The sequence below is a fragment of the Nonlabens xylanidelens genome, assembly GCF_002934445.1.
Lineage (GTDB): Bacteria > Bacteroidota > Bacteroidia > Flavobacteriales > Flavobacteriaceae > Nonlabens > Nonlabens xylanidelens.
In genome coordinates this window covers 118,145-130,947 of sequence record NZ_PTJE01000004.1, presented here as the reverse complement: position 1 = coordinate 130,947, position 12,803 = coordinate 118,145, and the positions used below count along the sequence as shown (strand labels likewise).

General features: G+C 35.2%; 11 protein-coding genes. 2 read left to right on the top strand and 9 right to left on the bottom strand.

Annotated elements, in window-relative coordinates:
- Positions 1–51: 51 nt before the first annotated feature.
- Positions 52–420: a hypothetical protein gene (locus LY01_RS10155; RefSeq protein ID WP_104515742.1), complete on the top strand. Its 369-nt coding sequence runs from the start codon at positions 52–54 to the stop codon at positions 418–420.
- Between the two features lie 17 nt (positions 421–437).
- Here LY01_RS10155 and LY01_RS10150 read toward each other — a convergent pair whose 3' ends face one another.
- The 7 genes from LY01_RS10150 to LY01_RS10120 all read right to left on the bottom strand — a co-directional run bounded on the left by LY01_RS10150 (position 438) and on the right by LY01_RS10120 (position 9,745).
- The gene (locus LY01_RS10150; protein WP_104515741.1) at positions 438–647 is read right to left on the bottom strand and encodes a YgaP family membrane protein; all 210 of its coding nucleotides are present in this window, start codon (positions 645–647) and stop codon (positions 438–440) included.
- A 12-nt stretch (positions 648–659) separates the two neighbouring features.
- On the bottom strand, positions 660–3,854 hold the full coding sequence (locus LY01_RS10145; RefSeq protein ID WP_104515740.1) for an efflux RND transporter permease subunit: 3,195 nt from the start codon (positions 3,852–3,854) through the stop codon (positions 660–662).
- Positions 3,855–3,975: 121 nt separating this feature from the next.
- Positions 3,976–5,052, bottom strand: a complete 1,077-nt coding sequence (locus tag LY01_RS10140) for an efflux RND transporter periplasmic adaptor subunit (RefSeq protein ID WP_104515739.1) — start codon at positions 5,050–5,052, stop codon at positions 3,976–3,978.
- Positions 5,053–5,103: 51 nt separating this feature from the next.
- A complete protein-coding gene (locus LY01_RS10135) occupies positions 5,104–6,414 on the bottom strand; it encodes a TolC family protein (RefSeq protein ID WP_104515738.1) in 1,311 nt (436 codons plus the stop codon).
- Positions 6,415–6,570: 156 nt separating this feature from the next.
- Entirely contained in the window at positions 6,571–7,608 is a 1,038-nt protein-coding gene (gene cydB, locus LY01_RS10130; RefSeq protein WP_104515737.1) for a cytochrome d ubiquinol oxidase subunit II, read from the bottom strand.
- 10 nt (positions 7,609–7,618) lie between these two features.
- The gene (locus LY01_RS10125; RefSeq protein ID WP_104515736.1) at positions 7,619–8,974 is read right to left on the bottom strand and encodes a cytochrome ubiquinol oxidase subunit I; all 1,356 of its coding nucleotides are present in this window, start codon (positions 8,972–8,974) and stop codon (positions 7,619–7,621) included.
- Between the two features lie 423 nt (positions 8,975–9,397).
- Positions 9,398–9,745, bottom strand: coding sequence for a rhodanese-like domain-containing protein (locus tag LY01_RS10120; protein ID WP_104515735.1), 348 nt, complete (start codon positions 9,743–9,745; stop codon positions 9,398–9,400).
- Positions 9,746–9,862: 117 nt separating this feature from the next.
- Here LY01_RS10120 and LY01_RS10115 point away from each other — a divergent pair, with 117 nt between their 5' ends.
- Complete coding sequence (locus LY01_RS10115; RefSeq protein ID WP_104515734.1) at positions 9,863–10,450, top strand: class I SAM-dependent methyltransferase; 588 nt, start codon at positions 9,863–9,865, stop codon at positions 10,448–10,450.
- 56 nt (positions 10,451–10,506) lie between these two features.
- On the opposite strand, the gene LY01_RS10110 is transcribed toward LY01_RS10115, so the two are convergent.
- Together LY01_RS10110 and LY01_RS10105 are read right to left on the bottom strand one after the other, a co-directional pair.
- Positions 10,507–11,913 (bottom strand): MBL fold metallo-hydrolase, encoded by a 1,407-nt coding sequence (locus LY01_RS10110; RefSeq protein WP_104515733.1) that lies wholly within the window; start codon positions 11,911–11,913, stop codon positions 10,507–10,509.
- 59 nt (positions 11,914–11,972) lie between these two features.
- Complete coding sequence (locus tag LY01_RS10105; protein WP_104515732.1) at positions 11,973–12,773, bottom strand: sulfite exporter TauE/SafE family protein; 801 nt, start codon at positions 12,771–12,773, stop codon at positions 11,973–11,975.
- Positions 12,774–12,803: the final 30 nt, after the last annotated feature.

The window sequence follows — 12,803 nt, the reverse complement described above, 5'->3', positions numbered from 1 at the left end:
CACATAGCTATAATTAATAAAAAGCCTATCTTTATGAACCAACTTAGCTTTATGAAATCAATAAAACATTACGATATAGGATATGCAGATATATTCATTTTTAAACTTTATTTAATTGTACAAGTTAAAGAGGGATATTCTGTTGAAGTAGATGATATCGATATCTTCCATGCGTTGATTGAAAATCATTTCAGCGATCAAAAATTCATTTATATTTCTAACCGAGTGTATTCCTATTCAGTAAATCCGTTAATTTACCCTAAGGTTGCAGCTGTTGAGAATTTAATCGGTATGGCTGTAGTTGCAGACAATGGAATTAAAATCAAAACAGCTAGTTTTGAAAAAAACTTTTTATCAAAGCCTTTTATAATTTGTTCTACACTAGATGAGGCTATCATTTGGGCTTCACAACAATTTTAAGTGCTGTATTGATATTTCTACTTTACAGCACAACATTTTGCTTCTTTCTTAACACCCAATTTAACTAGAATAGTTTCTAGTAAACACCACTTTGTAAATGCAGACTGTATAAGGTTAACACCTATAAATACCGTAAACCACATCCAGTTTGGGTTTACATAAACGGTTAACACCACGCTTAAAAGTACCATGGTACCTACGATTACTCTAAAATATGTATTTAACATTGCTTGATTTTATTATTTATAATTTTTCTTTTCTATCATATAATAAACTAATGGTACTACCAGTAGGGTCAATACAGTAGACACAATAGTTCCACCCATTAATGATATTGCCAACCCTTGAAAAATAGGGTCAAATAGTATGACAAATGCGCCTATAACAACTGTACCTGCTGTAAGCAAGATAGGAGTGGTACGTACCGCACCAGCTTCAATAGCAGCCTGTTTAAGAGGCACACCTTCGGCAGTTCTTAAATTAATGAAGTCTATTAATAGTACAGAGTTCCTAACCATAATACCGGCTAGGGCTATCATTCCTATAAAAGATGTTGCGGTAAAGAAAGCACCCATAATCCAGTGACCTAAAATAATACCGATTAGGGATAACGGTATGGCCACCATCATAACGATAGGTGCTTTAAAATTTTGAAACCATCCTACAATCAATATGTAGATTAATATAATGGCACCTAGAAATGCAATTCCCAGATCTCTAAATACTTCTAATGTTATTTGCCATTCGCCATCCCACTTTACCGTATAATCATCTTCAAAATCTGGTTGACCTAAATACATTTCGCTTATACTGTAGCCTTCAGGCATAGGAATTGATTTTAATTTTTCTTCCATGCCTAGGATAGCATATGCAGGACTTTCTAGTTCTCCTGCCATATCTGCCATGACGTATACGACTCTTTTTTGATTTTTACGATAAATACTTTTTGCACTTATAGACTCACTGATCTCTACTAAGTCTGCGATAGGTACCATGGTTCCCTGATTAGAAGCAACTTTAAGTTGTGAAATGTCTTGAATCGTTGACTTCTCTTTTTCATCTAGTGCTAGTACGATACCTATTTGTTGAACTGCATCTTCATCATATAAATTAGTTACAGGTCTATCAGATAGTGCTAGGTGCATGGTGTAGGCTATTTGTTGCGGTGCCACGCCATATAACATTGCCTTTTCTTTGTTGATAGTAAATTGATATTCAGTTTGGTCGTTTTCTACCATCCAGTCTATATCAACTACATCATCCGTGTTCTTTAAAATATTTTGCACCTCATTTGCTACAGTAATTTGTTGCTCATAATCTGGACCATAAATTTCTGCAACAATTGTGGAAAGTACTGGTGGTCCTGGCGGTACTTCAACTAGTTTTACATTGGCATTATACTTCGCAGCGATTTTTTGAATATCAGGACGAAATAAGCTAGCGATATCATGACTTTGTGCACTACGTTTTTCTTTATCAATTAGATTAACTTGTATGTCAGCCATATTACTACCACCACGCAAATCATAATGACGCACTAGTCCGTTAAAAGTGATAGGTGCAGATGTCCCGATGTAATTTTGATAATTGACTACTTCTGGTCTAGTAGATAAATACTGAGATATTTCTTGAGCGACCACACCAGTGCGTTCTAGAGTTGTACCTTCAGGCATATCTATGACCACTTGAAACTCGTTTTTATTGTCAAATGGCAACATTTTTACCGCAACAGAATTTGTGAAAAACAATCCCATGGTAACTAATAATATCACAAACGTACCACTTAGAAATAACCATCGTTTGAAACGATTCTCCATTAAAGGACGTTCAAATTTATTATACAATCGATAAATAAGAGTTTCTTCAAGCGGCTTCTCCGTTTTTACAACAGCACCTTTTTTCTCTTTTTCTCTTAGGAATATATAACCTAAGTATGGAGTAATGGTTAAGGCTACAAACAAAGATAAAATCATAGCAATGGAAGCTCCTATAGGCATAGGTGCCATATATGGTCCCATTAATCCAGATACAAAAGCCATAGGTAATACAGATGCGATTACCGTAAAGGTTGCTAGGATAGTAGGGTTCCCTACTTCGTTTATAGCATATAAGGCAGCATCTTTAAAAGGCAATCGCTTCATTTTAAAGTGTCGGTGCATATTCTCTGCTATAATGATGGAATCATCAACTACAATACCGGTTACAAACACTAATGCAAATAAGGTAATCCTGTTTAAGGTGTAGTCCAGCATGTAATAACTCAATAAAGTTAATGCAAACGTGATCGGTACAGAAAGAAATACAACGAGTCCACCACGCCAGCCCATCGCTAGCATTACAACAAAGGTTACAGCAATAATGGAACCTATAAGGTGCAATAATAATTCTGACACTTTATGAGATGCCGTCTCGCCATAATTACGTGTAATTTCTACTTGTACATCATCTGGTATTAAAGTCTTACGCAGGTGTTCAACTTTGGTAATAATGACATCTGCAATTTTCATAGCATCTGCACCTTTACGTTTTGCAACAGATATAGTTACCGCTGGATATTCAGATAAGAAACCGGTTTTTTTATCACTTCCTTGACCAAAGCCTAAACTCACATAACTTTGAGGTACCTCTGGTCCATCAATTATTTGAGCGACTTGTTTTAAATAGATAGGTTGATTTTGTTGCACACCAACTACAAGATTTTCAACATCAGTAGTACTGGCTAGAAAATCACCAGTGTTAACGATAAACTCGGTGTCGTTTTTATCAAATTTACCAGCATTAAGTTGGGCATTATTAGCCTTGATCATTTGAGATACTTGCATAAAATCTAAACCACTAGAGGCTAGTTTATCCTTATCTAAAACAACTCTTAATTGACGTTCTCTACCACCTATTTTATGTGTGATAGCGACATCATTTATTTTTTTTATTTCGGCTTCTAATTCATGAGCCATCTGTCCTAGTTGATAATCACTATAATTCTCACTCCATAAAGTAAGGCCTAGCATAGGGACATCATCTATGGCACGTGTTTTTACCAGTGGCATGGTCACGCCTTCAGGCATTTGATCCATGTGTTTATTGATCTCGTTATAGAGTTTTACAAAACTGCGTTCAATATCCTCGCCTACATAAAACTGTACAATCACCATTCCTTGTTCCTTCATAGAAGTAGAGTAGACGTACTCGACACCTTTGATGTTAGAAATAAGTTGCTCCAGTGGTTTAATAACACGAGATTCCACCTCAGTAGGGCTAGCACCTGGATAACCTACAAAGATATCTGCCATAGGTACATCGATCTGTGGTTCTTCTTCACGTGGTATTAAAAATGAGCTGTATACTCCTACGACCATAAAGACGATCATTAAGAGCACAGTCAGCTTTGAATTCATAAAGACTTTGGCAACTTTACCAGCTAATCCTTCTTTCATTAGATATATTTTTTGGGCGTTTTAACAGGCTATCCGTTACAATCTTTTTGAAGGCAGTTTTCGCGAAAGCGAAAAAAACCACAAAAAGGATTTTCACTACTATCCTTAACGCAATATTGAATTATTGTATAGTCACTTTTGCACCGTTAAATAGCTTACCATTTGATGAGGTAATGTATTTTTCATCGGCATTAAGTCCTGATAATATTTCTACTTGATCATCTAGAGTTCTACCTAATCGCAACCAGCGTAGCATAGCAGTATTATTCTCGCTGATGGTGTACACACCAGTAAGTTGACCTTTTGTAATAAGTGCCGATGACGGAATTAGAACATTATGATTTGCAGCTTTTCTTTCAACTGGGAAAGCAATAGTGGCAAACATGCCAGATAGAACCGGTACATCTGTTTTATCTAACGTTATTTTTACTAGATACTGACCACCAGTTTGTTGTGCAGATGTACTTACTTCTTTTACCTTACCAGTTAATGTTTGTTGAATGGAAGATATCGTTACCTGTACTTCTGTTTCTTTTTTAATTTGAGAGATCTCAGTTTCAGGTACCATAGCCATTACTTCAAAATCGCCAGGCGCCTCTATTGAAAGTAACGGCTGTCCAGGATTTGCCATGTCACCTTTTTTAATGTTTTTGCTAGTAATAACACCATTAAAAGGCGCGGTTATATTAGAATAAGCAAACTGAGCATTAATTTCGTTTTTCATTTGCTGTGTACCTTCTAGACGAGCCTTGGCCATGTTAAAATTTGCCGTGATGTCATCTAGTTCTTTTTGTGACGCACTATTATCTGCAAACAGGTTTTTGAATCTGTTGTAATCTTTTTGAGCATTATTAAATGCTGCAGTAGCTTCGGTAATACTTGCGTTTACTTGTCCCTTTTTTGCCTGTAAATCTGCATTATTAATGGACACTAACAACTGACCTTTTTTTACTGGATCACCTACGTTAACTAGAACATTATTTACAAATCCCATCATGCGTGTACTTAATTGTGCGCTATTTGCGGCTTGCACTTTACCACTTACCGCAAGAAAAGGACTGCTATTGTTGTCAATTACTGCCTGTACCGTTACAGGAATTGCAGGAGAATTGTCCACCACTGGTTGAGACTCTTTTTCACCACAGCTCATTATTAGTAAGGTAAAGACTGCGGTTAATAGGATATATGATTTTTTCATTCTTTATATTTTATAAATAAAAAGCTTGGGCTCTTTTATTAGATGGATTTGTTATTCTGACTTGGTTAAAAAGTTGATATACGCCTGTGCATAGTTGAATTCAAAAACCGTTTGATAATATTCTAATTGTTTTTGAGCAAATTGCGTTTCGGCATTTAGTAGGTCTGATGTTTTTTCAAGACCTTCTTTAAATCTATTGGTACGTATGCGTAATGATTCTTTAGACTGATCCAGTGCTAGTTGTGCTAGTTTTATTCTGTTTTCTGCATCATTTAGCATGCGCTGCGCTTTATTAATTTCTAATTTTGATTTAGAAACATATTGCTCATATTGTAATTTTGATTTCTCTAATGTTGCTTTACTTTTATTAGCCTGACCGATACGTTGTGATCCTTTAAAAAGATCCCAGCTCAATTGTGCACCTACCACATATCCATTTGCACTTGCTTGAAATAGGTTTTCATCATACAATTCATAGGATCCAAATGCATTAAGTCTAGGTAGAAAAGCCATCTTGTCTGCCTTGTTTGCTGCTTCATAAGCAGTAGTAGCAAGCTGCATGGCTTTAATATCTGATCTGTTTTCAGAAAAGTTATTATCCTTTATAGTGATGCTTTTAATCGTTAAGCTATCACTAGGCTGGTATATGGTATAACCATTGTCATCCATTAAATAAGAAAGATAGTCAGATGCATTTTGCACGTTACTACGCGCAGTTTGTAGTTGGTTTTGAACTTCTGTAAGTCTTACTTCTACGTTTAATACATCTGCACGTTGCAGGTATCCTTGCTTTAATCTGTTTTGCGCTAGTTTTAAATTCTCTTGAGCGGCTTCTTGAACTTTTTCTAGCACCGCAATTCCTTTGTAAGCTAGTTGTAATTGCATGTAAGCGTTTTCTACTTCAAAAGATAGATATTCTTCTGTGCGCTGTTTTTTAAGTAAAACGGCTTCCATTGAGGCTCTTGCAGCTTTACGTTGGTACAATCCATCTATATTGATTAAGGGTTGTTGGACTTCTATTATAGTTGCAAAGTTTTGAATCTGATCTGGATCATTAAGAAGATCTGGATTGAAGTCGTTTGAAGTTAAGATTCCTTGATTTAATTTAGAACCAAAAGCCATCAATGGATTAGTGGTGATAATACCAGTATGACTTGCGGTTATATTAGGCAAGAAAACAGCTTTAGTCTGATCAAAATCTGCTTTTGCTTCTAGAAATTCTTGCTCAGATATTTTTATAGAATTGTTGTTTTTAACCACTTTTTCAGCAACTTCTTCTTTTGAAATTAGAGTAGTTTGCTGTGCTGTCGCTTGCGTTAATATCGCAATGCTAAAGGTTATAAATAATAAGATTTTCTTCATTACAAGAGATTAGTAAAGCAAATTTAACTCGCTATTTTTCTTGCTAGAGTAACCTATGTTACTCAACCTTATTTAAATTAAAAAGCCACCTATTAATAGATGGCTTTTTGTTGATTTATCTCGCTTTCGCGAAAGCGTAATTATAACACTTTATGACTAGTAACTGGTATCGTCTAATTGAACTTTACCATTAAATGTTTTATATAAAAAGATAAGATATCCAGCAAGAAGTGGAGCTCCTACGACTACCATAGTAAGCATGATTCCTAATGATTTTTGAGAAGATGCTGCATTGTATATAGTAACGCTAAAAGCCGGATCTATCGTTGATGGTAATAATACTGGATATAGTTGAAAGGCTACTAACATTAATAAAAAGGCCATCGTTAAAGATGAAAAGATCAATGCTTGAAAATATTTTTTCTTAGAGACCAATCGAGGCACATTTGCCACTGCTAGAAATGCTAATATAGGAAGTGCAAAAAATAATGGTTGTTCCTTAAACCGATCAGTCACACCTGGTAAGAATATGAGTGTGTATAACGAGGTTACTGCAAAACTAATGATAAAGAAAATCATCCCTTTTTTGAGTAAAAAAGTTAATCTGCTGTGTAGTCTTCCTTCTGTTTTAAGCAACAAGAAAATAGCACCTTGGGTCATGAATAAAGATAGTGTTGTAAATCCAGCCATGATGGCATAAGGACTTAGAAAAGCAAAGAAAATCCCGCCTTTATAGGTATAATTTTCTCCTAGTTCAAAACCTTGTAAAACATTACCTAAAACTACTCCTAATAAAAATGCAATTAATGTATTAGATATAAAGTAGATGATGTCCCAAGTGGTGCGCCACCATTTCATCTCTTCAGAACTTCTAAATTTAATGGCAGATGATCTTAGGACCAGCAATAATAAAAACAGCATAAATGGAATGTACATAGCAGATAACATGGTAGCGTACATCACAGGAAACCCTGCAAATAAGGCACCACCACCTATAATAAGCCATACTTGATTTGCATCCCATAAAGGTCCTATGGCATTAATAGCGATACGTCGACTTAAATCTTTTTTGAAAAATAAATGCCATGCTCCAGCACCATAATCAAAGCCTTCTAAAATTGCATATCCTGAGAATAATAATCCAACAACTAAATACCATAGTGTAGGGTAATCTATACCTAAAAAAGTTTCCATAATGCTGGTCTTAAACGTATTTTAAAAATTCATCTGGGTTTTTTGCCTCGTCATATGGGCCGTGCTTTATCTTCTTATTTACGGAATAAATAAATAAAAGAAACAATACTGTGTAAACCACTAAGAATAAAATTAACGAGAACAATATCTGATTAGATGATACTTCTTGAGAGAATCCTTCATCAGTTCTTAAATGACCATAGACTATCCATGGTTGTCTTCCCATCTCTGCAGCAAACCAGCCTACTTGATTTGCTATTTGTGGTAAAAGAACTGAGTAAGCAAATATCTTCAACAGCCATTTTTTATCAAATAAAGTACCTCGCCACCATAAATAGCATGCGTATAAGGTCAATCCTATTAAAAACATGCCTATCGATATCATAATATGATAAAACTGGAAAACAGCATTTACCTGTCCAGGACGTTCATTTTCTGGAAAAGCGTTTAAACCTGTGATAGGCTCTTCAAAATCTTGATGTACTAGAAATGAGAGTCCGCCAGGTAATTTGATACCGGTGACTTCTTGCGTGTCATTATCTACCCAACCGAACAGGTATAGATCTGCAGGTGCAGATTTTTCATAATGGCCTTCCATCGCAGCTAGCTTTGCCGGTTGATTAACGGCAACGCCATCTGCAGAGCTGTGTCCAGAAAGCAATTGTGTTAAAGAAATAATAGTTGCAACGGCTAGGGAAATTTTAAAGGCTTTTTTTGATATTTCTACATATCGACCTTTTAATAAATAGTAAGCATGTACACTAAGAACTAGAAAAGTTCCAGCAAGAAAAGCACCTTGCCAGACGTGAATGATTCTATCGACACTCGATGGGTTAAAAACCATAGCCCAGAAGTCAGTCACTTCAGCTCTGGCATCAAATCCTTCACCTACGATATGGTATCCGGCCGGTGTTTGTTGCCAGCTATTTGCCACAACAATCCATACCGCAGAAAACATAGAACCTAAGAACACCATTATAGTTGAGAAGAAGTGAACCTTAGGAGAAACTCGATTCCACCCAAAAAGTAGAATTCCTAGAAAAGTACTCTCCAGACCAAATGCAAAGAGACCTTCGGCAGCAAGTGCACTTCCAAAAATATCTCCTACATATCTAGAGTAAACTGACCAATTAGTACCAAATTCAAATTCCATGATGATACCAGTCGCAACACCTATCCCAAAAGTGATCGCAAATATTTTTAACCAAAAACGAGTCAGGACCTCATATTGTTTATTACCGGTTTTGAGATATAAACCTTCCATAATTGCCATAATTAATCCTATCCCTATACTTAAAGGTGGATATATGTAGTGAAAGGCAATGGTAAAAGCAAATTGTATACGGGCTAGAATTTCTGTATCCATCGTGACATGATTTTGTTTTACAAAAATAGGTTCTAGACTTAGTTTCTTATGTTACAATAGTCACTTAAAACCGTTAATTTTTTAAAATCTCGCTTTCGCGAAAGCGGGATCATCTGTCACATTTTCATAGATTCCATTTCAGGAAAGTCATAAATATTTATGAATGGTATGTAATGGAGTTACACGTAACTTTAGAACATGATCTGCTATTTCAGCTAACTGCATTAATGCACCGTGTAACTTTTTAAATTTAAGATGTATAGTTCAATGATTTTCTCCATTTATATCCATTGAAACATCTTAGGTTCATGTAAAGTAATTGATAGTTTGTGAGAAAATAATTAAGCTCAATTGCTGCGATTTAATCGACTGATAGCTTTATTTATATTTCTCCTGATTTTCTATTTAAATAGATAAAGTTGTCTACCTCCAGTTCATAAAGCCACCTTGTAAATCATAAATTTCTTTAAAACCTATGTTTTCAAGTTTTCTAGCGGCATTATTACTACGGCTACCAGAACGACAGTATAAATAAATGGCCTTTTCTTTATCATATTTTTGTAACGCATCCATAAATTTAGACGTGTTAAAAAAGTCAATATTAACGGCGCCTTTAATGTGACCACTCTTAAATTCGCTAGGTGTTCTTACATCTACTAATTGTTTTGTCTTGTCCATACTTTTAATAGCCTGCTTAAAATCTACAGGAGATAATTTCTTTATTTGATCAGACGATGATTTTGTGCCAAAAAGGCTGCTTAAAAATGACATAAGAATAGTGTTATTAATTTTTCAATATAAAAATACCACGTCCTAAGCTATTTAAAAGTGACCTTTGTTACACTAATTCATTATAATTACAAATGTTAGATTATTAAATTTACACTTATGAATTTTGAGCAAACAAATGACCTGCTAGGTGGTATTGATATTTATATTATTGACCAGATTTTAAAAAATCGATATCAACCACAACAATCTATTTTAGATGCAGGTTGTGGTAAAGGAAGAAATTTAAAATGGTTCTATGACAATGATTTTGAGATCTATGGTAATGATGTAGACTCTGATTTTCTCGCTTTCGCGAAAGCGAAATACCCAAAGAGTAAAGCTAATTTTATAAATTCAAATCTGGATGAACTACCGTATAAGGATAGTAATTTTGACCACGTTTTATGTTGTGCTGTATTGCATTTTGCAAAAAGCGAAAAGCAATTTACAGAAATGTTTAAAGAGTTGATACGAGTATTAAAACCTGGTGGCACTCTATTAATTAGAATGGCCTCAAACATCGGGCTTGATGGTAATGCCCCAATAGTACGGTTTAAAGATAATGGACAAAAAGGTACTTATTATTTAACCAGAGAACGCATTACATTATTGCTTTCAGAATTTCAATTAGAATTATTAGAACCGGTAAAAACGACTAATGTGCAAGATGAACGAGCCATGACAACTTTAGTTCTATCCAAATAAAAAAAGCGACAATTTCTTGCCGCTTTCAACTAACTCAACCATAATTTGATACCTTACTAAAGTGTCGATGGACAGACATAATTAGTAACAGCGATATCAGTTTCTTTAATAGCGTTAAATCCTCCTTCTACATTTATTAAATTATGTATACCTCGACTTTTTAATATCGATGCTGCAATCATGCTTCTATAACCACCAGCGCAGTGAATGAAAAAAGTGTTTTCTGGAAATGATGCTAGGTGATCATTAATGTAATCTAGTGGAGTGTTGTGAGCGTCCACGACATGTTCTGATAAAAACTCACCTTCTTTACGTACATCAAAAATAGGCAGATGACGTTCATTTTGCTCTTCTTCAAATTGCTTAACTGTTATTGAGGTCACTTTATCATATTCCATAGCGGCTTGTTTCCATGCTTCAAATCCGCCTTTTAAGAAGCCAATTGTTTGGTCAAAGCCTACTCGGGAAAGTCTTGTTAGAGTTTCTTTTTCTCGACCTTTTGTTGTAATAAGTAATAATGGTTGTTTGACATCTGCAATTAGCGATCCTACCCATTGTGCAAAATTACCGTCTAAACCTACAAATATGGATCTAGGGATATGACCGTTTGCAAATTCTTCTTGAGATCTTACATCTAGGATGATTGCTCCAGTTTCATTTGCTGCAGCTTCAAACGCTGCTGGTGATAGAGCTTTTGTCGCCCTATCCATAACGGTGTCTAAACTTTCATAACCTTTAATATTCATCATTACATTTTGAGGGAAATAACCTGGTGGTGGTGTGAGACCAGTAAGAAGTGCTTTTTTAAATTCTTCTTTACTCATTTCTTGCAATGCATAATTGGTTTGTTTCTGGTTCCCTAAGGTATCTGTCGTTTCCTTGCTCATCATTTTACCACATGCTGATCCAGCACCATGATTAGGGTACACAATTAAATCATCGCTTAAAGGCAAAATTTTGTTACGCAGCGAATCGTACAAGTAACCAGCTAGTTTGTCTTCTGTAAGATCTTCTACAACATGCTGAGCTAGATCTGGACGTCCTACATCTCCTATAAATAAAGTATCTCCTGTAATGATACCGTGTTCTTTACCATCTTGATCGATTAATAAATAGGTCGTACTTTCCATAGTGTGACCAGGAGTATGGATTACTTTTATTTTATAATCACCTAACTCAAAAACCTGCTCGTCTTTTGCAATTAAAGCGTCGTAACCAGGTTGTGCCGTAGGTCCAAAAACAATTTGTGCTCCTGTTCGTTCACGTAGGTCTAGGTGACCGCTCACAAAATCGGCATGAAAATGAGTCTCAAAAACATACTTAATCTTTGCGTTATCTTTTGCTGCTCTTTCTATATAAGGATTCACCTCTCTTAGAGGATCAAATACCGCAGCTTCACCATTGCTTTCTATGTAATATGCAGCGTGAGCAATGCATCCTGTATAAATTTGTTCTATTTTCATGATGATTTTATTTCTTGTTTAAAATTAAAAAAAGTGATCATTTAAAATGGTAACATAAGTCACATAACAAGTTCTTTGATGATGATATATATACCCATCACCAAGACAAACCAACCAAATGCTTTTTTTAGTTTTTTACCGTCTATAAATTTATTGAGATAGATTCCTAAGAAAATTCCAATAATAGAAAGCGCTGTAAAGGGTAATAAAAAGAACCAATCTATTTCCAGATTTTTTACATCACCTAGAAATCCTATCAATGAATTTATGGAAATAATGAATAGGGAAGTGGCTACTGCTTTTTTCATGGGTAGTTTTGCGAGTAGTACTAAAGAAGGTATGATTAAAAATCCACCACCAGCGCCTACTATTCCAGTAATGGTACCGACTACCAAACCTTCTACAATAATTATGGGGTAGTTGTAAGTTACCACGCTGTCATCATCGCTTTCTTTGCGCTTATTACGTATCATGGAAAAAGATGCTAATAACATTACAAAAGCAAAAAATAGCATGATTGCAAGGTTTTTAGTTAGCACAAATCCGTTTACCGTAAATAATTCATCTGGTATCGCTGGTATTAAATACGCTCTAGTTAGGTAAACCGCTATAAAGGCTGGAATGGCAAATATGATAGCGGTTTTAAAGTCTACCAAACCTTTAGTCATATTCTTGATAGCACCTACGAGAGATGTCGTACCTACTACAAAAAGAGAATATGCAGTGGCTAGAACAGGGTTTAATGTAAGGGCATAGACTAAAATGGGTACAGTAAGAATGGAACCACCGCCGCCTACAAGCCCAAGAACAAAGCCTATTAAAAGAGCTCCTATAAATCCTAATATTTCTATTATTTCCATTCTATAAATTTTAAAAACTCAAATATAGAA

Excerpts from the sequence above, each read along its gene's own strand:
- LY01_RS10155 (WP_104515742.1), top strand. The coding sequence starts at position 52 with ATGAAATCAATAAAACATTACGATATAGGATATGCAGATATATTCATT.
- LY01_RS10150 (WP_104515741.1), bottom strand. The coding sequence starts at position 647 with ATGTTAAATACATATTTTAGAGTAATCGTAGGTACCATGGTACTTTTA.
- LY01_RS10145 (WP_104515740.1), bottom strand. The coding sequence starts at position 3,854 with ATGAAAGAAGGATTAGCTGGTAAAGTTGCCAAAGTCTTTATGAATTCA.
- LY01_RS10140 (WP_104515739.1), bottom strand. The coding sequence starts at position 5,052 with ATGAAAAAATCATATATCCTATTAACCGCAGTCTTTACCTTACTAATA.
- LY01_RS10135 (WP_104515738.1), bottom strand. The coding sequence starts at position 6,414 with ATGAAGAAAATCTTATTATTTATAACCTTTAGCATTGCGATATTAACG.
- cydB (WP_104515737.1), bottom strand. The coding sequence starts at position 7,608 with ATGGAAACTTTTTTAGGTATAGATTACCCTACACTATGGTATTTAGTT.
- LY01_RS10125 (WP_104515736.1), bottom strand. The coding sequence starts at position 8,974 with ATGGATACAGAAATTCTAGCCCGTATACAATTTGCTTTTACCATTGCC.
- LY01_RS10120 (WP_104515735.1), bottom strand. The coding sequence starts at position 9,745 with ATGTCATTTTTAAGCAGCCTTTTTGGCACAAAATCATCGTCTGATCAA.
- LY01_RS10115 (WP_104515734.1), top strand. The coding sequence starts at position 9,863 with ATGAATTTTGAGCAAACAAATGACCTGCTAGGTGGTATTGATATTTAT.
- LY01_RS10110 (WP_104515733.1), bottom strand. The coding sequence starts at position 11,913 with ATGAAAATAGAACAAATTTATACAGGATGCATTGCTCACGCTGCATAT.
- LY01_RS10105 (WP_104515732.1), bottom strand. The coding sequence starts at position 12,773 with ATGGAAATAATAGAAATATTAGGATTTATAGGAGCTCTTTTAATAGGC.